Source organism: Chitinophagales bacterium (assembly GCA_020636535.1).
In the GTDB taxonomy this organism is placed as follows: Bacteria; Bacteroidota; Bacteroidia; order Chitinophagales; family JADIYW01; genus JADJSS01.
In genome coordinates this window covers 512,641-537,811 of the sequence record JACJXT010000012.1, presented here as the reverse complement: position 1 = coordinate 537,811, position 25,171 = coordinate 512,641, and the positions used below count along the sequence as shown (strand labels likewise).

General features: G+C 29.4%; 22 protein-coding genes. 6 read left to right on the top strand and 16 right to left on the bottom strand.

Translation table 11 applies throughout. The features are described from left to right. Positions 1-61: 61 nt before the first annotated feature. Positions 62-1,087: a PorP/SprF family type IX secretion system membrane protein gene (locus tag H6553_11975; protein ID MCB9034548.1), complete on the bottom strand. Its 1,026-nt coding sequence runs from the start codon at positions 1,085-1,087 to the stop codon at positions 62-64. Next, a complete protein-coding gene (locus H6553_11970; protein ID MCB9034547.1) occupies positions 1,077-2,342 on the bottom strand; it encodes a hypothetical protein in 1,266 nt (421 codons plus the stop codon). The genes H6553_11975 and H6553_11970 overlap by 11 nt, the downstream gene beginning before the upstream one ends. 35 nt (positions 2,343-2,377) lie before the next feature. Between H6553_11970 and H6553_11965 the strand changes: the two genes are divergently transcribed. Further along, positions 2,378-3,136, top strand: coding sequence for a segregation/condensation protein A (locus tag H6553_11965; GenBank protein MCB9034546.1), 759 nt, complete (start codon positions 2,378-2,380; stop codon positions 3,134-3,136). A gap of 305 nt (positions 3,137-3,441) precedes the next feature. On the opposite strand, the gene nadA is transcribed toward H6553_11965, so the two are convergent. The 4 genes from nadA to H6553_11945 form a co-directional block, all read right to left on the bottom strand. Then, positions 3,442-4,461, bottom strand: a complete 1,020-nt coding sequence (nadA, locus tag H6553_11960) for a quinolinate synthase NadA (GenBank protein MCB9034545.1) — start codon at positions 4,459-4,461, stop codon at positions 3,442-3,444. 514 nt (positions 4,462-4,975) lie between these two features. Beyond that, positions 4,976-5,539, bottom strand: a complete 564-nt coding sequence (locus H6553_11955; protein ID MCB9034544.1) for a nicotinate-nucleotide adenylyltransferase — start codon at positions 5,537-5,539, stop codon at positions 4,976-4,978. After that, positions 5,536-6,540, bottom strand: coding sequence for a glycosyltransferase family 4 protein (locus tag H6553_11950; GenBank protein MCB9034543.1), 1,005 nt, complete (start codon positions 6,538-6,540; stop codon positions 5,536-5,538). Before H6553_11950 ends, H6553_11955 begins: the two co-directional genes overlap by 4 nt. Positions 6,541-6,580: 40 nt before the next feature. Continuing rightward, the gene (locus tag H6553_11945; protein MCB9034542.1) at positions 6,581-7,888 is read right to left on the bottom strand and encodes an O-antigen ligase family protein; all 1,308 of its coding nucleotides are present in this window, start codon (positions 7,886-7,888) and stop codon (positions 6,581-6,583) included. An 81-nt stretch (positions 7,889-7,969) separates the two neighbouring features. Here H6553_11945 and H6553_11940 point away from each other — a divergent pair, with 81 nt between their 5' ends. Both H6553_11940 and H6553_11935 read left to right on the top strand, forming a co-directional pair. Next, positions 7,970-8,545 carry a sigma-70 family RNA polymerase sigma factor gene (locus tag H6553_11940; protein MCB9034541.1) on the top strand — a complete coding sequence of 192 codons (576 nt, stop codon included), beginning with the start codon at positions 7,970-7,972 and terminating at the stop codon, positions 8,543-8,545. Beyond that, complete coding sequence (locus H6553_11935; protein MCB9034540.1) at positions 8,542-8,793, top strand: hypothetical protein; 252 nt, start codon at positions 8,542-8,544, stop codon at positions 8,791-8,793. The genes H6553_11940 and H6553_11935 overlap by 4 nt, the downstream gene beginning before the upstream one ends. A 33-nt stretch (positions 8,794-8,826) precedes the next feature. Here the strand turns inward: H6553_11935 and H6553_11930 are convergent, their stop codons facing one another. From H6553_11930 to H6553_11915, 4 genes are all read right to left on the bottom strand, one after another. Then, positions 8,827-9,189, bottom strand: a complete 363-nt coding sequence (locus tag H6553_11930; GenBank protein MCB9034539.1) for a nuclear transport factor 2 family protein — start codon at positions 9,187-9,189, stop codon at positions 8,827-8,829. 97 nt (positions 9,190-9,286) lie between these two features. Beyond that, a complete protein-coding gene (locus H6553_11925) occupies positions 9,287-9,685 on the bottom strand; it encodes a DoxX family protein (GenBank protein MCB9034538.1) in 399 nt (132 codons plus the stop codon). An 11-nt stretch (positions 9,686-9,696) separates the two neighbouring features. Next, the gene (gene metF, locus H6553_11920; GenBank protein MCB9034537.1) at positions 9,697-10,653 is read right to left on the bottom strand and encodes a methylenetetrahydrofolate reductase [NAD(P)H]; all 957 of its coding nucleotides are present in this window, start codon (positions 10,651-10,653) and stop codon (positions 9,697-9,699) included. A 44-nt stretch (positions 10,654-10,697) separates the two neighbouring features. Next, positions 10,698-10,883 carry a hypothetical protein gene (locus H6553_11915; GenBank protein MCB9034536.1) on the bottom strand — a complete coding sequence of 62 codons (186 nt, stop codon included), beginning with the start codon at positions 10,881-10,883 and terminating at the stop codon, positions 10,698-10,700. Between the two features lie 118 nt (positions 10,884-11,001). Between H6553_11915 and ppk1 the strand changes: the two genes are divergently transcribed. Further along, positions 11,002-13,077: a polyphosphate kinase 1 gene (gene ppk1 / locus H6553_11910; protein MCB9034535.1), complete on the top strand. Its 2,076-nt coding sequence runs from the start codon at positions 11,002-11,004 to the stop codon at positions 13,075-13,077. 187 nt (positions 13,078-13,264) lie between these two features. Here the strand turns inward: ppk1 and ligA are convergent, their stop codons facing one another. From ligA to mvaD, 3 genes are all read right to left on the bottom strand, one after another. After that, the gene (gene ligA / locus H6553_11905; GenBank protein MCB9034534.1) at positions 13,265-15,394 is read right to left on the bottom strand and encodes an NAD-dependent DNA ligase LigA; all 2,130 of its coding nucleotides are present in this window, start codon (positions 15,392-15,394) and stop codon (positions 13,265-13,267) included. A gap of 132 nt (positions 15,395-15,526) precedes the next feature. Next, a complete protein-coding gene (locus tag H6553_11900) occupies positions 15,527-16,477 on the bottom strand; it encodes a mevalonate kinase (GenBank protein MCB9034533.1) in 951 nt (316 codons plus the stop codon). Between the two features lie 5 nt (positions 16,478-16,482). Continuing rightward, entirely contained in the window at positions 16,483-17,529 is a 1,047-nt protein-coding gene (gene mvaD / locus H6553_11895; GenBank protein MCB9034532.1) for a diphosphomevalonate decarboxylase, read from the bottom strand. Positions 17,530-17,707: 178 nt separating this feature from the next. Between mvaD and H6553_11890 the strand changes: the two genes are divergently transcribed. Beyond that, the gene (locus H6553_11890) at positions 17,708-18,850 is read left to right on the top strand and encodes a beta-lactamase family protein (protein ID MCB9034531.1); all 1,143 of its coding nucleotides are present in this window, start codon (positions 17,708-17,710) and stop codon (positions 18,848-18,850) included. Positions 18,851-19,130: 280 nt separating this feature from the next. Here H6553_11890 and thiL read toward each other — a convergent pair whose 3' ends face one another. Further along, positions 19,131-20,162, bottom strand: a complete 1,032-nt coding sequence (gene thiL, locus H6553_11885) for a thiamine-phosphate kinase (protein ID MCB9034530.1) — start codon at positions 20,160-20,162, stop codon at positions 19,131-19,133. 84 nt (positions 20,163-20,246) lie between these two features. Between thiL and H6553_11880 the strand changes: the two genes are divergently transcribed. After that, complete coding sequence (locus H6553_11880) at positions 20,247-22,871, top strand: AAA family ATPase (GenBank protein ID MCB9034529.1); 2,625 nt, start codon at positions 20,247-20,249, stop codon at positions 22,869-22,871. Between the two features lie 4 nt (positions 22,872-22,875). Here the strand turns inward: H6553_11880 and H6553_11875 are convergent, their stop codons facing one another. Next, positions 22,876-23,832, bottom strand: coding sequence for a Fic family protein (locus tag H6553_11875; GenBank protein ID MCB9034528.1), 957 nt, complete (start codon positions 23,830-23,832; stop codon positions 22,876-22,878). 179 nt (positions 23,833-24,011) lie between these two features. Further along, complete coding sequence (gene dnaN / locus H6553_11870) at positions 24,012-25,127, bottom strand: DNA polymerase III subunit beta (GenBank protein MCB9034527.1); 1,116 nt, start codon at positions 25,125-25,127, stop codon at positions 24,012-24,014. Positions 25,128-25,171 lie beyond the last annotated feature (44 nt).

The following is a 25,171-nucleotide window of genomic DNA, read 5'->3' as shown; positions in this document are numbered from 1 at the left end:
AGTTCAGCAATAATAGAAATTTCTTCGTGATACTAGAAAGTTGTTTGGAAAGATGATAATATTAAAACTTAGGACAGAATAATGGTTGATATACTTTTTTCTGTTGTAATTGTTTTCCTGTATAAATTAATGATAATTCTAAAGCACCTACAGAATTAACTGCTTGGTTTAAATCCTTGTCAATTGTTGCATCATAGCTTACGCCCACTTGAAATCCTGATGCTTGCATTCCTACACTAGCAATAATAGCTCCATTCCCATCATACCAAATACCTGTAAAAATTGTATTTTTAAACGCATCTTGTCCTTTACCAGATAAATTAAAACCAAATTGCGAACCAGCAATCCACTGCATATTTTTACCTTGTTGCATAAACATAGCATTTGGAGAAATAATCATTAGTTTCTTTACTTGAATAATAGAACCTAAGTGTACATTGTATCTAAACTTTCTTTCATTGTTCGATGCTAAAAAAGTTTCTCTTGGTGAAAGAATATTAAACATAGACATACCAATATATCCACTTACTGTTTTAGTAAAATTAGACGACCAAAACAAACCTAAGTTGATGTTTGGTTTAATGAATTTGTATTGATCAAAAACTTCTGCCGTTGGATTATTAAATGCGAAATCCGTTGCGTTAAATTGGTCTTCAAAATAAAGATTGTTTTGATCTACACTTCTTTGTGTGAAACCAACTTGAAAACCTGCACTTATATAATGATTTTTCTTATATCCAATTCCTTTATGATATGCAGCACTAATAGCCATAGTATTGGTTTTAATAACCGACTGTCTATCGTGAGAAAAAACAATACCTACACCTAAAATATCATCGTTTAATTGATCTCTTAATAAACCAAAATCTGCTGAAGCACTAAGTGTAGAATATGGTGCTGGACTTTGTACTGTAAAATATTGTGTTCTGTAATTAGCTACTACTCTATATAAACTTTTTAATTTTCCTGTCAATGCTGGATTTAAGTTTTGTGGTGAATTATAAAATTGAGAAAATTTATAATCTTGTGCCAACAAACTTTGACTTAAAAATAATACAACAACTATGGATAAAAGTTTAATTTTCATTTTTAATTAAATATTTAAAAATATTTTTATATACAATGTATTTATCTTGCAATAAATCGTTGTGAAATAAAGTTATAAAATTAGCATTTAATTTTCGAACTTCTTCATATAATATCATAAAGCTTTGCCAAATTTCTGCTTCTTTTTTGTTTTGGTAATATTGATACGATGCATCCATCCAAATAAATGGAAATAATAAAAGTGGTCGTTGCTCATTAATTTTTAAATTAAAAAAATAAAATGGCTGAGTTGTTCCTGCTCTGCATCCACTAATGTTTGGATAAGCTAAGGAATAATCTTCGGTTAAACCTGCATCAATATATGCTTCGAAAGTTATAGGAAATTGAATACGCAAAAAATGTTGACGCACTTTTGTAATGTCTTTTTTGGTGTACTGTTCTAATAAGTTTTTTTCTGAAGCAATGCTTTTATTTTCTAATGAAGCATACGATGGATGAATGCCTAATATAAAATCGTGCGATATGTTTTGAATTAACTGTTGTAGTAAAATATGTTTTGGATTAACTACACTATCATTTTGATGTTGATTAGACAATAAAAAGAAAAACAATATTTCATAATTGGTTTGCTTCAACAATGGCAAAAAATAATCGAATGTATAAAATGGATCTTGCTTAATGTTTTTTAAAACGCTGTACTTTTCTATAATATTGTTTGGTTTTAAAACGAGTTTAGTGAAATCAAAAAAACTTCTTGCTTTGTAAGCAAAAGCATTATCAATATCAAATGTAATAGTTGTTTTAAATTGATGTTCTTTAAACTGTAAATTTGGAAATTGTGTTTGCAACTTCGACTTAAATAAAATCAACCACTCTTCTACTATTGGTCTAAATTGAAAAGCTTCATTATTTAAAATAGAATTGCTACTTAAATATCTTCCGTGTTCATCTTTTTCATGTGGTAAATATTCTTCATATCTGCTAATTAAAAAAAAGATAGCTGAAAAAATATCAAAAGGAATATTACTTTCATTGGAAGCATCAAAAAATAAAGTAGGTAAATTTTCAAAAATATGAATACTTAAATCTTGTGCTGTTATATTTTCTTCTAGTAATAAAGCATGCTGAAAAATACTGAAACCTAATTTATTTTCGTTCGTATAAAAAATACAGTTTGCTGTGGTATTTGGTAAAGTTGTTGTGAGTTGATAAGCTATATCAAAATATTGGAAAAAAACAAAATCTAGCACAAATTTTATTCTGTTAGTAACTTTTGGTGTGTAGATAAGTATCATGGTTCTGTAAATATAAAAGAATTAATTTAGCTACTGTGAGTGCACCGTTTATTATACATTTGCCAGAGTTTGAAGGTCCGTTTGACTTACTGCTTTTTTTTATTGAAAGAGATGAGTTAAATATAAGAGATATTCCTATACATTCTATTACTAATGATTTTTTAAATTATATACATCAATTAGAAAGATTAAATATAGAAGTGGCTAGTGAGTTTATGTTAGTTGCTGCTACTTTAATGCGTATTAAAGCTAAAATGTTATTACCAAGAAAAGAAGTTGATGAAGAAGGCAATGAAATAGATCCGAGAGAAGAGTTGATACAAATGTTGGTAGAATACAAACGCTTCAAAGAAATTGTTGAAGTATTAAAAGTATTGGAAACAGAAAGATTGATGCGTTTTACAAGAGGCAATCAAAAACAAGAAGTAAAAGAATTGATTAATTTGTTAGCTGACGAAGCTGACTTACAACAAGTCACTTTGTTTAAATTGCTAAAAGCATTTCAAAAATCGTTAGATAAATATAAAGACCGAAACGAAAAAATATTACACAAAGTAGTTCCTTATAAATACACACTAGAAGAAGAAAGAACTCGATTAACTTCATTCATTCAACAAAAAGGAAAAGCTTCGTTTAAAGAAGTGTTTGAAACTGTAGAAAATAGAGTACATGCTATTTTTACTTTTTTAGGAATGTTAGAATTAATACAACAACAAGTAATGTTTTTAATACTTGGCGAAGGTTATAATAACTTTTGGATTAGCAGCACACTACCAGAAGAAACTTTGAATTAGTTTTTTTTTAGTATTGATATTTGAGTAGTGAGTATTAAGACTTTTATTTTAGATTATTACATTTTTAGATATAAGAATCAAGATTTTAAAAAATGTTATAGTTAGAAAGTATGACAAAACTATCTTAGTTTGCTATAATAGATTGCCAAATTTTTTCGTGCTTCAAAAATTGGCAATGACGATTTTCCTTTCTGAACTTGTTTCAAAATCAGTTATTATAAATAAAGTAGATTATTGTCAAAACAAGAATGATAAATATATAAGATACTGAAATAAACCTGCCTACTGCAAGCAGGTTCAGCATCTTATATTCCAGCTTTTGCAGAAATTTCTAACATTCTGTCTATTGGAATTTTTGCTTTAACGCGTAAGTCTTCGTCCATAATTAATTCTGGTAATTCATATTTTAAACACAAATATATTTTTTCTAAGGTGTTTAATTTCATGTGCGGACAATCATTACAAGCACAAGAATTATTTGGAGGTGCTGGTATAAATGTTTTATTTGGAGATGCTTCTTGCATTTTGTGTAAAATACCAGTTTCTGTTGCAACAATAAATTCTTGTGCATCGTTTTCAATAGTATATTTTAACAAGGCAGTTGTAGAACCAATAAAATCTGCTATTTCTAAAATTGGTGTTTCGCACTCTGGATGTGCTATTAATTTTGCATTTGGATGCTTGTGTTTTAAAGTCATAATTTTTTCTAAACTAAAAATTTCATGTACCATACAAGAACCATCCCACAAAATCATATCTCTATTTAATTTTCTGATGAGATAAGTACCTAAGTTTTTGTCTGGAGCAAAAATAATTCCTTGCTCTTTTGGTATAGCATTAATAATAGCTTCTGCACTTGATGAAGTACAGATATAATCACTCAATGCTTTTATTTCTGCACTGCAATTAATATAAGAAACTACAACATGATCTGGAAATTGTGCTTTAAACTTCGAAAACTCATCAGCTGGACAATCATCTGCTAAAGAACAACCTGCATTCAAATCTGGTAAAATTACTTTTTTAGTTGGATTTAAAATTTTAGCTGTTTCTGCCATAAAATGCACACCAGCAAATAAAATAATATCTGCATTGGTTTTTACTGCTTCTTGAGCTAAACCTAAACTATCGCCAATAAAATCTGCTATATCTTGTATGTCTGCATCTTGGTAGTAATGTGCTAATAAAATAGCATTTTTTTCTTTTTTTAGTTTTTCAATTTCAGCAAATAAATCAAGTGTTGGATCAATTGCTACATCTAAAAATCCTTTTTGTGAAATTGCCTTAATTTCGTCTTGAATGTCGCTCAACAGTAAATCAGCCATAATTGAAATTTTTTTCAAAGATATTAAAAATTCAAGCAATGAAAATTTTCAAAACCTAATTAAATTATAAATTTATTTTTTTAAAAAAAAGATTTTATTGTTTTTTATTAGCTTGTGGAAATCGTTTATAAAAAGAAGTCCTAAAATTTTTATTTTTAGATAAGTCTATTTTATACTACAATTATCAACATCAAAAATTATGCTAAACTACTGATATTGAACATTTATTTTATTTCATTCACAATAGTGTGTAATCAAATTCACATGATGTTGTTTATAAAAATTAAGCAAAGTAAATTGTGGAAAGTGAAGTATTTTGGTTGTAAAAAATAGAATAAATCGATTTTTAGTTTTGCTATTTTATTTGGGTGTTAAAGTGATACTTTAGGATTATGCTAAAAAATATTTTGTACACGATATAGTAAATTTTTCCACTAGTACTATTGTGTATAAACAGTATAGTATTTGTGAGCTTTTTTGGTAGTAACTAACAATAGTGTGTATAAGTTAAAAGTTATTGGTACAGCTTGTGAAACGCAATATACTGTTCCACATTTTCGGTTACAAAATAACGAATAACTAAGTTTTGTTGTATTCTTTGCCTGATTGCTGTAGCAGAAATATCTAGTAATCCTAAATCTAATATATTAAAATTTAATTTATTTTCGATTATTTCATTGCCTCTTTTAAAAACATGAATAGGAACTTTTTCTATAATAGCTTCGTAGTTTTTCCAAGTGTCAAATTTAGCAACATTATCGCCACCAATAATTAAGTGAAATTCATTATTAGGAAATTTTGCTTGCAAAGCCACTAATGTATTATAAGTATAAGATGGTTGAGATAACTGAAATTCAATATCGCTTACTTTTATAAATGGATGATTTTCGGTAGCGAGTTGTGCCATTTGTAAACGATGCGTTTCATTAGCTAAATCGGTTTTATTTTTATGTGGATTGTGTGGTGAAACGATCAACCAAACTTCATCTGCTTTAATTGCTTCTTTTACTTTAGTAGCAATGAGTAAGTGACCAATGTGAATTGGATTAAATGAACCAAATAATAATACAATTTTCATATATAACTGTTATATAGATTATGAATTTGTTGAATCATATTTGTAGTAGAAAACTCTTGAACAGTTTGAAAAGCATTTTTAATAATTTTTTCTTTTTGATTTTCATTATTCATTATTGAAGCTATTTGATTGATGACTTCATTTCTATCATTATACAATATAGCATTTTCAGAATTTAAAATATCATTAATGCCATTAATGTTTGGAGCAACCACCAATAATTTTTGCGACATGGCTTCTAAAATATTTAAAGGAAAACCTTCTTTGCTTGATGTAGAAATTAGAAACTCATACTCTTGAATTGCTTCAACAATATGCTCTACAAAACCATGATATTTGATAAAAGGTCTGTTTTGAATAGCACTAACTACATCACTTTTTAAAGAACCATCACCAAAAATATGAGCTTGAACCAAATTATTTTGTTCATGTAATCTATTGAGAATTTCTATAAATGCTAATGGATTTTTCTCTTCGCTTAAATTACCAACAAATACAAAGGAGTTTTTTATTTTAGTTTGATTAGTTATAGAAACAACATCAATACCATTATATATTAAAAATATATTTTTATTAATGTGTTTTAGTTTTTCGTAGCTGTTTTTGTTAACTACAATAATTGCTACAATATTTTTTTGTTGGTATTTTTTTGGATGATTGATTTTAAAATCTACATGACGATGAACAATAGCTTTTGTTTTATTGCCTAAAAAATTGATGATTTGCAATAAGTTTAAACCATGACTATCATGTATATGTAATAAATTTATTTTTTCTTTTTTTATGATAGAATTTAACTTTTTTCCAGCTAATAAATCGTAACCCATTAGTTTGTTGTATGTAAATACTTTTTTTGAATTCACTTTTTTAACCAAGTCAGCATTTGTAGGACAAAATAAATAGTTATCATATTTTGTAGTAATTGTATTACACAAATTAGCAATGATGTGTTCTGCACCTCTAAAACTTTTTGCTGTTGATATGTGTAGTACTTTAATCATTTTTTTTATTCGTCATATCTGTTTTTGTAGAAATCTATATTTATTTATATTTCGTATATTTCTCGTTCCTCGAAATTACGGAAAGACGAGAAGAATAAAGTAAGTCTATTAAAAATATAGACAAGATATAGATACTTATTCCTAATTGATAAGCTAAAAAAGGTTCCCAAAGCATGGTTGCTAAGACCAAAAAGTAAAAAATGGTATATAATTTAAAATGTTTTATAAAATAAAATAAATTTAATAAATATAAAAATAATATAATAATGCCAAAAACAAATCCAACACTTAAAAAATTAAATAAATACTGATTGTGTGGCAATGCATAAACACTCGTATTACTAATTCCAAATTTTGTTTGATAAGCTTGTTTCATTGTTTGCTGTACATCTCCTAATCCAACGCCAAAAAAAATATTTTCTTTAATTAAAGTTGTAGCAGTTTTGTAGGAAAGCAATCGTCTACCATCAGAAAGATTGTCTATATTAACTGTAGTGTTTTTGCTTTGTTGAAAATCGTATAAAGCATAGCCAATTTTATTTTTTAAACTCGGAAATAAATAATAACAACTTATACTGCACAATAATAACAATAAAAAAGCCACTACACTTTTTTTAATAGATTTTTGTTTGAAGATGTAGTACAATCCAAGTATAAAAGCACTAAGATATAGTAGCACTAAACCACTTCGAACAGCTAATAGATGCAAAAACAGAATGTTTATAATTGTAAGAGCAATCGTCATTCCCAACTTGATTGGGAATCTTTTTATTAAATAGATTCCAGATAAATTTTTTCGTTCTACTACAAAATTTTCTGGAATGACGATAGTGCTACTATTTGCTTTCCAATACCAAAATAAATTTAGCAGAATATTAAAAACAATCAACACACTAAAACCAACATGATGTATAAGTGTAGGAACAATTTGTCCTTTTGTATAATTTTCTACAACAGTAGCATCCAACAGTAAAAAATAACTACTATAAATAATACTTAAATTAACAGCAATGTTAAAGACTATAAATAAAATTTGTTTCTGTTTTTCGCTAAGCAATTGAATACTATCAAAACTTAGTAAAACGAAAGGAACAATTAAAATATTTTTATAGTTGTTCCAGAATGTAGTTTTATCATCTGACCAAAAAAAAGAAAGACCTAAAATAATTGTAATAAATATATGATTTAAAACTATAATATTTGTTTTTTTATTTTTGATGAGTTGAACTAATCCTATAACAGGTAAAATAGTTAAAGCAATACTTAGTAAAAATCGTGCAAAAAATAATCCTACAATAAAACAGAGTATTGTTGCAAAAAAAATATTGGTTAAATTTAGATTCCGCATTAGAAATTTCTTGTAGGTCAATTTTAAATGGAACTTTTTTGATAAAAATAAGGTTTATTCTATTAAAATTAATTTACTTTTATGGTTGTAGTGGAAATGCCTGCAATTATGACAAACAAAGTTCAATATTTTGAACAAACATTTATGCCTCTTGCAGATGATTTATATAATTATGCTTATCATCTTACTTTGCAACAAGCCAATGCAGAAGACTTAGTACAGGAAACTTTGATAAAAGTGTTTAAATCAATAGACCAATTTGATAAAGGCACTAATGCAAAAGCGTGGATGTTTACTATTTTAAAGAACTCGTTCATCAATCAATATAGAAAACAAAAAGCGAGTCCGAGTATTGTTGATTACGAAGATTATATTATAAAAGAAAGTAATGATACTGTTTGGTTAGATACAGATTTAGAAGACTATCATCAGTTTTTGGGTGATGAAATGACTGTAGCTTTAGATGAGTTGAAAGAAGAATTTAGAGAAGTGATTTTATTGTGTGATATGGAAGACTTTAGTTACGAAGAAATTGCTGCAATTGCAGATATACCAATTGGAACAGTGCGTTCGAGATTACACAGAGCAAGAAAAGAACTACAGATAAAACTAAAAAACTATGCCAATTCTTTAGGTTTTAAAACAGAAAAGTTATGAGAAAACAAGAGCAAGCACATAGTTGTAAGGAATGGCAACAAGCCATTGATTTATTATTAGACCATGTTGTTACAGCAGAACAGAGCAATCAAGAAATTTTGAACGAAATAGAACAATGTCCTGTTTGTAAACAATATTATCAAAATCAAACAGCATACAAAACACAGTTACATAAATGTAAGTCAAGCACAAGATGTTCAGATACATTAAAAGATAATGTGCTGAATGCAATTAGAGGTTTGGCGTGATTTTGGAAAGCGTGATGTTTTAATTTTTATATATTAAAACAAACCATTTTTGTTTGGTGCGTTTTTTTCAATGACTTGACCTAAATCCCACAGTTCTACAATCTTATCATTTTCAAAACGAAAGATATGTACTACAGCAATATCCATATCTTCTTTTTTAACTAGAGAATGTGCAATTACTGTGTTTTGGTCTTCGTAAACATATTTGGTTTCTAATAAATTGTTTGGATGTTGTAAATGAGCTGCTTCCATAGCATTTTGCAAAGCACTTCTATTGCCTTCAAAATATTGGTTGTGATGTATGAAATCATCAGCAACAAATTGGTCGAAAGCTGCTTTTACTTTACCGAAGCCAACCAATTGTAAAAAAGTAACAGCTATTTCTTTATGTGTCATGAGTGGAATATTAGAATATAAAAAAACAAGAAACTAATAAAAGAAAATGGTCTACTTTGCTTTTCTTTGTTATACTCACGAATAGAAAAAGTACTTACTACCTTTTACTTATTTTAAGTGCATATTTTCCTGGACCACTTACTAATAATCCTAAGAACACAATACCACTTTCTAAAGCGTGCGAATATCCACCAAAACCATCGCCTTTACTAATATGCATAATCATAGCTATAATCATAGTAAATACTAGCATAGCAGCAGCAGGTCTAAATAAAAAACCAAGTATTAACAATAAACCACCAGCAAACTCAGCAAAAGCAGCCATAAATCCCCAAAATGTTGGAGCAAAATTAATGCCTATGTTTCCCATAGCTGCACCAATTTGTGTCCATGTTTCAGTACCACCAGTAATTTTTGGATAGCCATGAATCATAAATGCAATACCAATTCCTAATCGAATGATTAATAGTCCTAAGTCTTTATCAAATTTTTTCATAAAATATATTTTTATAATACAGATTTACATATTTTGCTAATGGTTTTAACATCGCCCATAGTATAATAATGTAAACAAGGTACGCCAAATTTTATTAATGACTTACTTTGTGCTATACACCACTCTATGCCTATTTGTTTTACTTCTTCGTCTGTTTTTGCTTTTTTTATGTTGGCAACAAGGTCGTCTGGTAAATCAATAAAGAATGTAGAAGGTATCATATTGAGTTGCGACATTCTTGTAATTGGTTTTATTCCTGGAATAATTGGTACATTAATTCCAATAGCTCTACAGTCTTTTACAAACTCAAAATAGCGTTCATTATCAAAAAACATTTGTGTAACAATATAATCGCCACCAGCATCTATTTTTTCTTTTAAATAGTGTAAATCTTGCTCGTAGTTTGCTGCTTCAAAATGTTTTTCTGGATATCCTGCTACACCAATACAAAAATCTGTTTTTACCGCATTAATTAAATCGTTGTCTAGATATTTCCCATTGTTCATTTTAGCCAACTGTTTTACTAAATCAACAGCATAAGCATGACCTTCTTTTTCTGGTACAAACTTTTTTTCCAATTTTCTAGCATCACCTCTTAAAGCCAATACATTTTGAATGCCTAAAAAACCTAAATCTATCAAGGCATTTTCAGTTTCTTCTTTGGTAAATCCTCCACAAATTAAATGTGGAACTGCTTCTACATTATATCTGTATTTAATAGCAGCACAAATACCAACAGTACCTGGTCGTTTTCTTACAGCAATTTTTTCAAAATAACCACTAGCTGTTTGTTTGTATTCAAACTCTTCTCTATGATAAGTTACATCAATAAACGGTGGTTTAAACTCCATTAATGGATCTAATACTTTAGTGATAGATTCAATGCTTCGTCCTTTTATTGGCGGAAGTATCTCAAACGAAACTAAATTGCTGTTTTTGTTTTCAGCTAATATTTCTGTTACCTTCATAATTTGGTACAAAGGTAAATATAAGTTTTAAATTTAACGATTGCTTATTTTACTTCTTCGTAGTCTATAAATTCGGCATCTTCGTAATGTGTTTTACTTTCGGTAGTGGTTGTTTGTTTAAACTGTTGTTTTTCTTTGGTATTTACTTTTTGCTGATTATTATTCAGCAATAAACTAAAGACTTTGTAAGCAATTAAAAATAAGATTATAAATTTTAGAGCAGTTGCCATTATTTTTTAAAGGTAATTAATATTTACTAGTAGTAACAATATCTCTTTTAAAAAAGTTCATACTTAAATATACTTAACACTATTTTATTTCAGAGAGCGAAGTACTATCTTTAACCAAATGAAGAACGAAATACCTATTATAAACCGAGAGTTGAGTTGGTTGTCTTTTAATGAACGCGTATTGCAAGAAGCAGAGTCTAAAGCAGTTCCTGTTGTAGAAAGATTAAAGTTTTTAGGTATTTTTTCTAATAATTTAGATGAGTTTTTTAGAGTTCGAGTTGCTACTATAAAAAACTTAATGTCGTTAAGTAAAAGCAGTCAGCGTAAAATACCAGAAGATCCTGCATTAATTATGCAACAAATTCAAAACAAGATAAAAGAGTTGCAAAAAAGATATAATGCTTGTTTTAATAATATTTTAATAGATTTAGAAAAAGAAAATATATTTATTATAGATGAAAAACATCTAACAGAAGAACAAGGAGAAGCCGTAAAATTATTTTACAACTCTAAACTTAAATTAGATTTATTTCCAATTATTCTAGATAAATACAGTAAATTTCCTATACTAAATGATTCTAGTATTTACTTAGCTATTTGGTTTTTTAATCAAAAAAAGAAAATAAAAACCAATATAAAACACGCATTGTTAGAAATTCCAGCAAATAGTATGTCTAGGTTTTATGTTTTGCCAAAGCAAGAAGATGGTAAAACTTTTGTCATGTTTTTAGATGATGTAATAAGATACAACTTAAAAGATATTTTTAAAATATATGATTTTAACACAATAGAAGCATATACTTTTAAGTTCACTAGAAATGCAGAACTTGATATAGATAATGATGTATCGACTTCTATTTTAGATGCCATGAAACGCAGTTTAAAAAAACGAGTTTCTGCAGAAGCACTTCGTTTCTTGTACGATGAACAAATGCCAAAAGACTTATTGTTGTTTTTGATTAAAAAAATGAGTTTGGATAAAAAAACCGAAATATTTCCTGGTGCAAGATATCACAACTTTAAAGACTTTATGCGTTTTCCAGATTTAGATAAAGCAGATTTAGTTTATCAATACGAACCACAAGTAAAACAGCCAGACTTAGAAAATATTAAAAGCATTTTAGACACACTTCAACAAAAAGATATATTATTATATTTTCCATATCACCCATTCGATTATTTTTTAGATTTATTGCGAGAAGCAGCCATAGATCCAAAAGTTTCACACATAAGAATTACGCTGTATCGTTTAGCATCGCAATCTAATGTCATCAAATCGCTCATTACTGCATTACAAAACGGAAAAGATGTAACTGTTTTTATAGAACTAAAAGCACGATTTGATGAAGCAGCCAACATCAAATGGGCAAATATTTTAAGAGATGCTGGTGCAAAAGTAATTACTGGAATTAATGGTTTGAAAGTTCACTCTAAGTTGTGTTTGATTACTAGAAGAGAAAAAGGACAAAAAATTTATTATGCATCAATTGGTACTGGCAATATGCACGAAAAAACGGCTAGAATTTATACCGATTGTACTATGTTTACTGCTAATCAGTTGCTTACTAGAGAAGCAAGAATGTTATTCGATTTCTTTGAACGCAATTATGTCATTCCAAAGTTTCATCGACTGCTCGTTGCTCCTTTTAATTTAAGAAATCGACTCATTCAACTCATCAACAGAGAAATAAGAAATGCAAAAAATGGTAAACCTGCTACAATTTTTATGAAGATGAATAGTTTGGTAGATGAAGAAATGATAACAAAACTGTATCAGGCAAGTAAAGCAGGTGTACAAATTAAATTAATAGTACGAGGAATTTGTTCTTTGATTCCGCAGTTGCCAAATTTTAGTGAAAACATACAAGCTATTAGTATTATTGATAAATTTTTAGAACATAGCAGAATTTTTATTTTTGAAAATGCTGGTGACAAAGAATACTATTTTGGTTCTGCAGATTTAATGTCTAGAAACTTAGATTTTAGAGTGGAGGTAATTTGTCCTGTTTATGATGAAACGATTAAACAGCAACTACAAATTACGCTCGACAAACAATGGGAAGATAATATTAAAGCTAGAATTTTAGACAAAAACGAACAGAACGAAATAGTACAAAATAATTTAGCACCGAACCAAAGTCAGCAAGTATTATATAATTATTGGAAAGACTATGCCAATGAAAATGAAAACTAATTTATGAAAGAAGCGTTGGTTTTATATTATGACGAAAGAGCGAAAGAATAGAATGACGACAAAAAGGTATTATTTCTATCTCGTTATATAGAAAAGACATTGTGTTAAATTACAAATTTATTCTTAATCTTGTTAAAACGCTTTTCTTGAAAAATTCATTTATCCTATGTATACTGGCAAATTTTTTTTATTTTATCATATCTAAAAAGTCTTGTTCCGTAATGACTTTAATTGTTGCTATTTTTTCTGCTTTTTTGAGTTTGCTTCCAGCTTTTTCTCCAGCAACTAAATAATCTAATTTACTACTTACGGCACTTATATTTTTACCTCCATTTTGTTCTACTAAATTTTTGGCTTCGTCTCTAGAAAATTGCGAAAGTGACCCTGTAAATAAAAATGATTTTCCATTAAGTTTATTAGAGTCTAATATGATTTCTGTTTTATTGATATTAATTCCAATATCTTTTAATTTGAGAATCAAATTTAAATTGTGTTCGTCTTGGAAAAAAGCATGCAATCCTTCTGCAACCTTTGGTCCAACATCTTGTAGTTCCGTAAACTGCTCTATCGTCCAATTTTTAAATAGCGTTAAGCTTTCTACTTGTGTAGCTAACATTTTTGCAGTAGCCGTTCCTACATGTCGAATGCCTAATCCAACGATTAAACGCCATAATTCATTTTGCTTAGATTGCTCTATGCTTTGTTGTAAGTTGTTGAGTGATTTTTCTTTCCAACCATCTAAAAGTGCTACTTTATTAAAATCTATATTATAAATACTAATAATATCTGTAATAATATTTTCTTGTAAGAACTTTCTAATGATTTCTTCGCCCATGCCATCTATATTCATCGCTCCTTTAGAAACAAAATGTATTAAATGTTCTTCTTGTTGTGCTGGACATGCTACATTTTGACATCGCCACACACTTTCTTCTATTGGTTTAATTAAAATGTCATTACAAGATGGGCAATGTGTAGGAAAAACAATTGGTATTTGAGTATTGTTTCGTTGGCTATAATCTACGCCAACAATATATGGAATTACATCGCCAGCTCTTTCTACAATAACCATATCATTGAGTTGTATGTCTTTGCTCGATATAAACTCTTCATTGTGTAGCGAAATGGAACTGATTTCTACACCCATTAATTGTACTGGATTTATTTTAGCTACTGGCGTTACTGCTCCAGTTCTTCCTACTTGATAATCGACTTTTAATAATTTTGAAATGGCTTGTTTGGCTTTAAACTTAAATGCAATTGCCCATTTTGGATGATGTGATGTTCTGCCAATTAAATGTTGTTGTTGTAAGTCGTTGACTTTAATTACCATTCCATCAATATCAAAAGGAAAGGAATCTCTTTTGGCTTCCCATTCTTTACAAAATGTTTCTACTGCTTGTATATTGCTAAACACTTTTAAATGATTGGTTGCTGTTTTAAAACCTAATTCTTGTAGTGTAGCTAAACTCTTTTCATGTGTTTTAAATAATTGCGTAATGTCTTCACCTTGTTGGTTTTCTATTTTTCCAATTTGATACATAAAAGCATCTAAATTTCTTTCGGCAACTTCTTGTGGATTTTTTAATCGCAAAGAACCAGCAGCTGTATTTCTAGCATTTTTGTATAACTCTAGCTCTTTTTTGCCTTGTTCTCTAAGTGATTCATTTAATAAAGTTCTCTCTTGATTGAGTTTTTCTAATGTTTTTAATTCTAGTAATACTTCGCCTCGCAATTCTATTTTTGTAATTCCGTATTGCGAGAATTTGACTTGTTTTGGAATGCTTTTTATGGTTTTTGCATTCTCTGTAATATCATCGCCTTCTGTACCATTTCCTCTTGTTGCAGCACGAACTAATTGGTCGTTTTCATAAACTAAAGCAATACTTGAGCCATCAAACTTTGGTTCTACTATATAATCAATTGCAAAAGCATTTGGCAAAGCATCATGAACCCTTCTATCAAACTCCATCAAATCTTCTAAATTATAAGAGTTTTCTAAGGATAACATTGGTACTAGATGTTGCACTGTTTGAAATGTGCTACTTATATCGTTAGCTACTTTTTGTGTTGGCGAATTGCTATGCACTAAATTTGGAAACTGAGCTTCAATTTGTTTTAACTGCTTAAATAACAAATCGTATTGATAGTCTGTAACGATTGGAGCTGCATCTACATAATATTTTTGGTCTAAAAACTGTATGGCATTGCTTAGTTGTTGATGTACTATTTGGCTATTGCTTTCGTTTATAGTTTGATTGATATTTTGTAGCAACGAATGTATTTGTTGTATTTGTTCTTGCTCTGAGTTTTGCATAGAACAAAAATATTAATAGCGAATGATAAATCACCAATAATATTAAAAAAGGTTTTACAGCTACGCTGTAATTTTGTTTGTTTTTGTTTTTTCTAATGAGATTGAAGTACTACGCACTTCTTGATTATTCTATCAAATTTTACACAACAACTCAATAGGTTGGTTTTTGAGTTGTTTTTTGGTTTGCTCAAAGTTTTGTGTAAACCCTAAGATAAAACCACCTCCACCAGCACCACATAATTTTAAATAATATTGGTTTGAGTCGAGTCCTCGTTTCCATAACTTGTTAAACAATTTTGGAATCATTGGTTTGAAATGGTCGAATTGAAACTTAGACAACAGCTTCATATAAGCAAAAAGTGTTTCTTTATCGCCATCTAAAAATGCTTGAATACAGTTGTTGGCAAATGGTTTTAGCTGTTTGTCAACAAATTCTCTAAACGAAGGTTCTTCCATTTTTTGCATATAGTACTTTACCAATGGTTCTGTACTTCTTGAAATACCTGTATCTATTAAGAATATAGCTCCTTTACCGTTTTCATCTAAAGCAACCTTTACTGGCTCAATACTTTCTTTTCCTTTTATGAGTAAAGGTAAATTGAGATAACAAATTAAAGGATCTACACCAGAACTGCTTCCATGAAAATAAGATTCCATGAGTGCTAAATCTGCCTTGAGTTGAAAAATTTCGGTTTGACTTGGTTTTTCATTCAAAGAAAGTTGTGTTGCAACATATTTTTTATAAATAGCTGCTACCAATGCTCCGCTACTACCAATACCAAATCCTTGTGGAATGTTTGATTGAAAATACATTCCGTCTTGTATGTCTTTTTGAAATCCAGCAATATCAAAACTAACAGACAATTGTTTATTAGCAATCTTTTCTTCTAGATACTTAGAAAATTTTTGAAGATGGTCGTTTGATTCGTGTTCAAAATCAGCTTTCAATTCTGATTTATCAAAACTAAGTTTGCCATTAAAGTATTCATAAGGCAAAGACAATCCCATAGAATCTTGTATGATACTATATTCTCCGAAAAGTAGAATTTTTGAATTAAAACTATGTTCTTGTTTTTGACTCATTCGTTTTACTTTATTTTCTTTGGTCCACTCCCTACACTATCGTAAATTACTTTTCCAGCTTCGCAATATTGCTTTACCTCTTTTTCAATCCAATCTTCAATAATGCGTGCCTCTTTTTTTGGATACAGTAGATGTAAATTTGGACCTGCATCTAAAGTATAACACAAAGATACATTATTTTTTTGTCTAAATGTTTTTATTAAATCAATAATTTTTAGTGTATTTGGTTTTAATAAGATGAAAGATGGTGAAGAACACATCATCAATGCATGTAAAGTAAGTGCTTCAGCTTCTACAATTTCTGTGAAAAATCCTTGATTTCCAGACTCTAACGCATCCATTATTTTAAGCATATTTTCTTGTGCTTGTTGATAACGAACACTTGCAAAAGGATTGTTTTCCATTAATGCATGACCTGCTCTACTTGAAACCGATTTTTCTTCTGACGAAATAATTAAAATAGCATCTTGATACTCATTAAAATTGCTATGCATTGCTGTAAATGGTATAGCATATTCATTGCTACTATTTGGTATAGCTTGATGTTTTCCCCAAATTGCCATATTTGGAAAAACGGAACGACAAGCACTACCAGAACCTAATCGAGCTAATTCGCTTGCTTTCAACCAAAAGTCTGCATCTATTTCTTGGTCTTTAATTTGATAATCAATATCTAACAAGCATAAAGCTAAAGCAGACATTGAAGCTGCTGAAGAAGCAATTCCTGTTGAATGTGGAAATGAATTAGTAGAATTTATCTCTAAATGATATTGTGATAAAAAAGGAAGTTTGGTTTGAATGCTTTCTAAAAATTTTTGAATTTTAGCATTAAATGAAGGTTTTGGTTTTCCTTCAAACAAAAAAGAAAAAGCAATAGTACCATCGTTTGCTTTTGGTTGATAAACAATACTGGTTTCTGTAAAAGCACTACTTAAAGTAAAACTAATACTAGTGTTATTTGGTAACTGATTGTCATGTTTTCCCCAATATTTTACTAGTGCAATATTTGAAGGACTTTGCCAAGCAACAACGCCTTGTTTTTCTGTTTCCATTTGATTACAAAGTTGCGAATAAAAGTTTTAGCATTTTGTTAATAAATTTAGCATTTACATCGTTTTATTTTTATTTACTTCGTTTTCTGTAATATTTGGAATGATTTGTGTTTCTAAAATTAGAAAAGTGATGAAAAAATTTAGTCTAGTAATATTCTTTTTTTGTGGTTTTTGTTTATTGACTTGGTGTAAGCAAAGCAATATTAATAGTAAATCTATAGCATTGTCTAATATTAAGATTTCAAAAACTGAAGAGTATTATACTAAAAACCTATTTCCAAAAATAAACATTGCAGATACTAATATTGTTGCTAAAGTAGCTCAGTTAGATACTTATTTTAACAACAATGTAAAAACAAATGGTTTTAATGGCTCTGTTCTAATTGCTTACAAAGGCACTATTATTTATAAAAACAAATTTGGCTATCAAGATTATCATAAAAAAATACCATTAACAGATAGTAGTAGCTTTCAGATTGCTTCTACTAGTAAAACTTTTACATCTGCAGCAATTCTGCTTTTACATCAGTATAAATATTTAGATATTGATGAAAGCATCGACCGTTTTTTTCCAAATTTACCTTATAAAGGCATTACTATTAGAATGTTATTGAGCCATCGTTCTGGCTTGCCTGATTATTTAGATTTTACAGAAACACTTTGGAAAAGTAAATCGTTTATGAGCAACCAAGATGTTATTGATTTAATGGTTAAATACAAACCAGCTCGACTAGCAGTTCCGAATACCTGTTTTAAGTACAACAATAGTAATTTTGTTTTGCTAGCTTCAATTATAGAGCAAATAAGTGGTTTATCGTATGCAGATTTTATGGACACTTACTTTTTTAAGCCACTTGGTATGAAAAACACTTTTGTGTATGATCCATTAAATGTTCCTGCAAAAACAGTGCTTGGATATAAAGGCAGCAATTATACAGAAGATAAAATTGTAGCTACTGATGGTGTTGTTGGCGACAAAGGCATTTACTCTACCGTTGATGATTTATATAAATGGAATTTAGCACTGTATAGTGGAAAGCTGGTTGATAGCAAAATTTTAGGCATGGCTTATACACCACAAAGTTTTGAAAAACCTGGCAATCAGAATTATGGTCTTGGTTGGCGTATGAATGAGCAAGACAATGGAACTCGACTAATTTATCATAATGGTTGGTGGCATAGTTTTAATAGTGTGTTTAATAGAAAGTTGAATGATGGTACTTGTATTATTGTACTAAGTAATCATTTTTGTACTTGTGTATATAAAATACAAGGTGTTTGGGATATTTTGTACGGCGAAGGCAATATTGCTTATAAGTAGATAATAGGTTTTTAGACTCAAGAGCCAAGACATCGTGCTTCTTACATAAATAAAAAAAGTCTCGCTGCAACCAACAGCGAGACAATATTAAACCAACCAAATGAAAATGTTATTCGTATTATTCTCTTGATTGTAATTGAAGCAATTCTCGTGCCAAACTCTGATTTTGATTAATTATTTTGTTAAATTTTTAAGATTTAACTGTTTTCTACTAGAGATACTAAGTAAAAAGAGCTTTTATTTTAGTTGGAAGAGTATTTTTATGCTTCTTTCGAGCAAACTATTCTTTAATAGAATCCCAACCTAAACCAATTAAATCGTGGTAATTATCGCCTTTGGTATGTAGTTTTATGCCTTGCGAGGCATCTTTTACTTCACCAATAATGCTAATATCATTATGTTCAGCAAGTATGGCTTGATGTTCTGGCGAAATGGTAAACAATAACTCATAATCTTCGCCTCCACTTAATGCACAATTAATTGGGTCGATATTTAACTCTAAAGCAGTATCATAGGTTTCTTTATAAATAGGCACTTGTTCTTCTTCTACTTGCATACCAACTTTCGATTGGTTACACAGATGTAGTATTTCAGAACTCAATCCATCTGAAATATCAATCATACTGCTTGGTATAATATTATTATCTGCAAAAAACTGAATGATGTCTTTTCTCGCTTCAGGTTTTAACTGTCGCTCTACAACATATTTATATTTTTCTAACTGAATAGAAGCATCTGGTGCATTTAAAAAGACTTGCTTTTCTCTTTGTAGCATTTTTAATCCAATAAAAGCAGCACCTAAATCGCCACTTACGCACAACAAATCACCTTCTTTTGCTGTATTTCTATATACAATTTTTTCTTGTTGTTGTTCTCCAATTGCTGTAATACTAATACACAATCCTTTTAACGAAGCAGTAGTATCGCCACCAATAATATCTACATTATACATAGCACAAGCTAACTTAATGCCACTATACAATTCTTCTAATGCTTCTACCGAAAATCGATTAGAAACAGCCAATGAAACTAAAATCTGCTTTGGAATAGCATTCATAGCATACACATCAGATAAATTAACAACCACTGCTTTATATCCAAGATGTTTTAATGGCGTATAAACCAAATCAAAATGAATGCCTTCTACTAATAAATCTGTAGTAATTACTTGCGTTGTGTTTGATTTTACTACAGCAGCATCATCACCAATGCCTTTAATACTGCTTTCATTATTTAATTGTACATCTTGAGTAAGTCGGTCTATTAGTTTGAATTCGCCAAGCGAGCTAATTTCTGTATGATTATTTGCCATAGTGCAAAGATAAATTATAATCACTTATAAAATAGACTTCTTCTAAAATGCAAATATTTCTATATTTATAGAAAATCATAATTCATGTTTTTTAAAAACAAATTAGATAGCGAAAAGAAATATAAATTCAAACATCTTTTAGTATATGGTTCTACAGAATGGATGATAGATAGCACTAAAAGATATCGTTTGGTATACGATAATGCAGAAACCGATTATATGAATGCTGAGCTGGCTTTTTATAATAAACTGTTTGATGAGGAAGATTGGAAATGTAAAATTACACTCAAAGCATTTAAAACAACTGATTTATCTAAAGCATTATGCACATTAGAATCAGATAGAGAAGTAAAAAAAGACGAAAATATAGTTTTTGTTAGAGATGGTTGGGGAAATGCTACGATTGGTAAATTTTGGACAGCAGCAACTTATGTTTGGGTGGCTTATATTGATGGCGAAGAAATTGGCAGACAAGAGTTTATTGTAAATAATGTTGGACTAGTAAACAGTAAAGTAAATCCATATTTTAGTGTAGAGCATTTAAAATTATTTTCTGGTCCTTATGAAGGATGGAAAACACCAGAATCTCAAAGAAAATATCTTACAAAATTTAATAAAAAGACAACGGCTTATGTTTGGTGCGAGTTTAAAATTAAAGTACTTACAAATAAAGCATGGAATTATGAGTTGTTTTTTAATTTTTATGATGATGCAGGACAAGCTAAAGCAAGAACACCAAGAAAAGGTTTCGTAGATAAAAACAAGCAAAACTTTACTTATACTTTTGATGTTGGTTGGGGAAATGAAACGCCAGGTTCTTGGAAAGATGATAAATATACACTTGAAATTGTATTTATGGATACACTTGTAGCTGCTGTAGCTTTTGAATGTGGCGAACAAGAAACTGCTGGTGATGTACAGCTAATCTCATCAGTAGAAAGTACCATAAGCACAACAAAAGGAGTTAGTAATGTTAATCAACAACAAGAAAAATCTTTAGACGAATTACTAGAAGAACTAAATAGTTTAATTGGTTTACAAAATGTAAAACAAAAAATAGAAGAACAAATAACTTATATCAACTTTAATAAATTAAGAAAAGAAAAAGGACTCGAAGTAAACGATGCCATGAGTGTCCACGCTGTTGCTATTGGCAATCCAGGTACAGGAAAAACTACAGTAATGCGTTTGCTAGGAAAAATTTATCATCAATTGGGTTTATTGAGTAGTGGACATTTAGTGGAGGTTGATAGAGTAGATTTGGTTGGCGAGTTCATTGGTCAAACTGCTCCAAAAACACAAAAAGTAATTGATGAAGCAAGAGGCGGTATTTTATTTATAGACGAAGCATATGCTTTGTTTCGAGAAGGTGAGTCTGCTAAAGACTATGGTAAAGAAGTAATAGAAATTCTCATTAAAGAAATGAGCGATGGCATTGGCGACATTGCTATTTTCGTAGCAGGTTATCCAAAAGAAATGACTGTTTTTCTAGCATCTAATCCAGGTTTAAAATCAAGATTTAATCAATATTTTTCTTTTGAAGATTATTTACCACAAGAGTTGTTTGATATTGCTTTATACATCACCAAAAAGAAAAAACTAATCTTAGCGAATGAAGCACATGATAAATTATTAAAATATTTAACAGAAGCATATAGAAAAAGAGATAAGTCGTTTGGCAATGCACGATTTGTAGAAGGAATTATTTCCGCTGCTCAATTAGAAATGGGAAAACGACTCATGCAATCTAATAAAAAAGATTTTTCTAAAGACGAATTGAGTACTATTCTACTAGAAGACATTCAGCAACTCATACAAGTAGATGATAAAAAACAACTCAAACTACAAGTAGATACCGATAGCTTACAATTAGCACTCAACGAACTGCATGAAATGATTGGTTTAGAAACCGTAAAACAAGAAATTGATGAACTCGTTCGACTTATCATGTATTATAATGAAATTGGAAAAGACATCTTACATAAATTTTCTTTACACAGTATTTACGCAGGAAATCCTGGAACAGGAAAAACTACTGTTGCCAGAATTATGGGAAAAGTTTTTAAAGCATTAGGTATTTTAGAAAGAGGTCATGTGGTAGAAGTTGACAGAGAACAATTGGTGGCAGGTTATGTTGGACAAACAGCAATTAAAACAGCAGAAAAAATTGACGAAGCCATGGGTGGTGTTTTATTTATAGATGAAGCATATAGTTTGGCACAAGGCGGACATAATGATTCTGGTAAAGAAGCTATTGAAGTGATATTAAAACGCATGGAAGACAACAGAGGAAAATTTGTTGTTTTAGCTGCTGGTTACACCGATAATATGAATGATTTTCTATTAGCTAATCCAGGTTTAGATTCAAGGTTTGATAAAAAACTTCATTTCGATGATTATGCGCCAGAACAATTATTTCAAATTGCATTACTTATACTTTCTAAAGATAACTTACAACCAACAGAAGCAGCTAAAAATCATTTGATAGATTACTTTACTACACTTTATAAAAACAAAGATAAATATTTTGGCAATGCGAGAGTCGTTAGAAAAACAATAGAAGAAGCTATAAAAAATCAAAATTTAAGAATGGCAAAAATTGAAGCCAACAAACGAACAATAAAAGATATTGAAACACTTACAATAGAAGATGTTGAAGAATTTACATTCGATGGCAATCTTAAAAAAACAATTGGTTTTAAAAAGTAGTAGTTTACACTTTTCTTTTTCGTTCTCTTTTTTTCATATAGTCTAAAACAGCATCTTTAGTAGTTAGCCAATTTCTGCTGTCTTTATAGGCATCTATTTTTCCTTGTCGTGCTAGCAAACTTATATATTCTTGTCCATATGGCACTTCTGGCTCAGAAACAATATCACTAATTAGCTGATAATCATCATTTGTATTATTTAGATTCGATAAATAAATATCTAAAGAGCGTTCTACTGCTTGTATAATCAACAGTAATAGTTTACTATAATTACCTTTATTTGCTTGATTTAATGCAGCATAATACTTTTTTCTATCGTTTCTTAAAATAATTGCAGGAGGAAAACCAACTTGCATCAATAATAAATTAGTAATTAAACGAACAGTTCGTCCATTGCCATCAAAAAAAGGATGTATCCAAACAAAACGATGATGAAAAATAGCATTTTTAACAATATTATTGATATTGCTTTCGTTGTACCAAGCAATTAAATCGTCTATAAAAGCATTTACTTTCAAAGCATTTGGCGGAAGATAATTAGCACCAGCAATTCTTACACCACCAGTTCTAAATCTTCCTGCAAACTCTTTTTCAATTTTTTGTAAAACCAAAGCATGTATTTCCATAATATCGGTTACTTTTAAAATATATTTATCCGATATTAAGCTTTCTACAAAATCAATAGCTTCTTGGTGATTAACTGCTTCAAAGTGTTCTCTTAACGATTTTCCTTTTATTGTAAAACCTTCTTCTAGTATTAACTTTGTTTCTTGTAGTGTAAGTGTGTTGCCTTCTATGCTATTAGAATTATATACCCATTCTAGGTTTAAGCTTTCTTTTATTGCATTTAATTGATATGATGGAATTGGTCTATAGGTATCTAGCAATAGCTTTTTTTGTGCTATTCTTTCTAGATATTTATCTAAACCTTCAAACTCATATGGATAGTTTTTCCATTCCATACTACAAAGGTACTATTTATTTCTTAATATCGGATATTTTTATTTTTTTATCTATCCGATATTAAAACAAAAAACGAAATCTATTTTTATATTGTCGGAAAGAAATTTCTGACAGCACAAAAAAAGAAAATACTTAGACAAAAAAGTCTAATATCTTGATTCTAAAAATCTAAAAGAAATTAGTTGTTCAACATTACTGGCATTACCAACATCAACAAATCTTCGTTTTCGTCTAAATCTGTTGGTTTAATAATTCCAGCTCTATTTGGTGTAGATAATTCTATGTTTATAGCTTCGTTTTCTAAAACAGACAACATTTCAATTAAAAACTTAGCATTAAAACCAATTTCCATAGGATTGCCTTTATACTCACAGTTTAATTTTTCAGATGCTTCATTAGAAAAATCTAAGTCTTTAGCTGAAACTTCTAACTCAGAAGCATTTAATCCAAGTGCTACTTGATGTGTTGTTTTATTAGAGAAGATAGAGGTTCTTCTTAAAGAAGCCAATAAATCTGCTTTATTGATGGTTAATAAATTTGGATTTTCTTTAGGAATTACTGCGTTATAATCTGGATATTTCGCATCTATCAAACGACAAATTAGTTTAATATTATCAAAGCTAATAAATGCATTTTGTTCGCCATATTCTACTGTAACTTCTGTATTGCTATTTGGCAAAACACCTTTTAGCAAACCCAATGCTTTTTTAGGAACAATAAAAGCACTATTTCCACTAACTTCAATATCTTTTCTGTTGATTTTAACCAACTTATGAGCATCAGTTGCTACAAAAGTAATTCCGTTTTCATCTAATTGAAAGAAAACGCCAGTCATTGCTGGTCTTAATTCATCATTACTTACAGCAAATAATGATTTTTGAACACTATTATTTAAAACAGCTGCTTCTATTTTAAAACTTTCCGTTCCTGTTGCAATTGGTTCTTTAGGAAAATCTTCAGGATTTTCGCCAGATAATTTATATTTTCCATTATCTGTAGTAATTTCTATACCTAAACTTTCGTTTACGGCAATTGTAATTGGTTGATCTGGTAATGCTTTTAAACTGTCTAATAAAATTCTTGCAGGAATAGCTACAGTAAAATCATCATTAGCTTCAATATCCATTTCAACAGACATTGTAGTATCTAAATCGGTAGCTGTAATATGTAATCTTCCTTTATTGATTTGAAATAAAAAGTCTTCTAAAATTGGTAAAACGGTATTGGTGCTAATTACACCACTTATTTTTTGAAGATTTTTAAGTAATTGAGCAGAAGATACAATAAATCGCATAAATAAAATGTTTTGACAAATTTAACTAATTTGGTGATACTTTT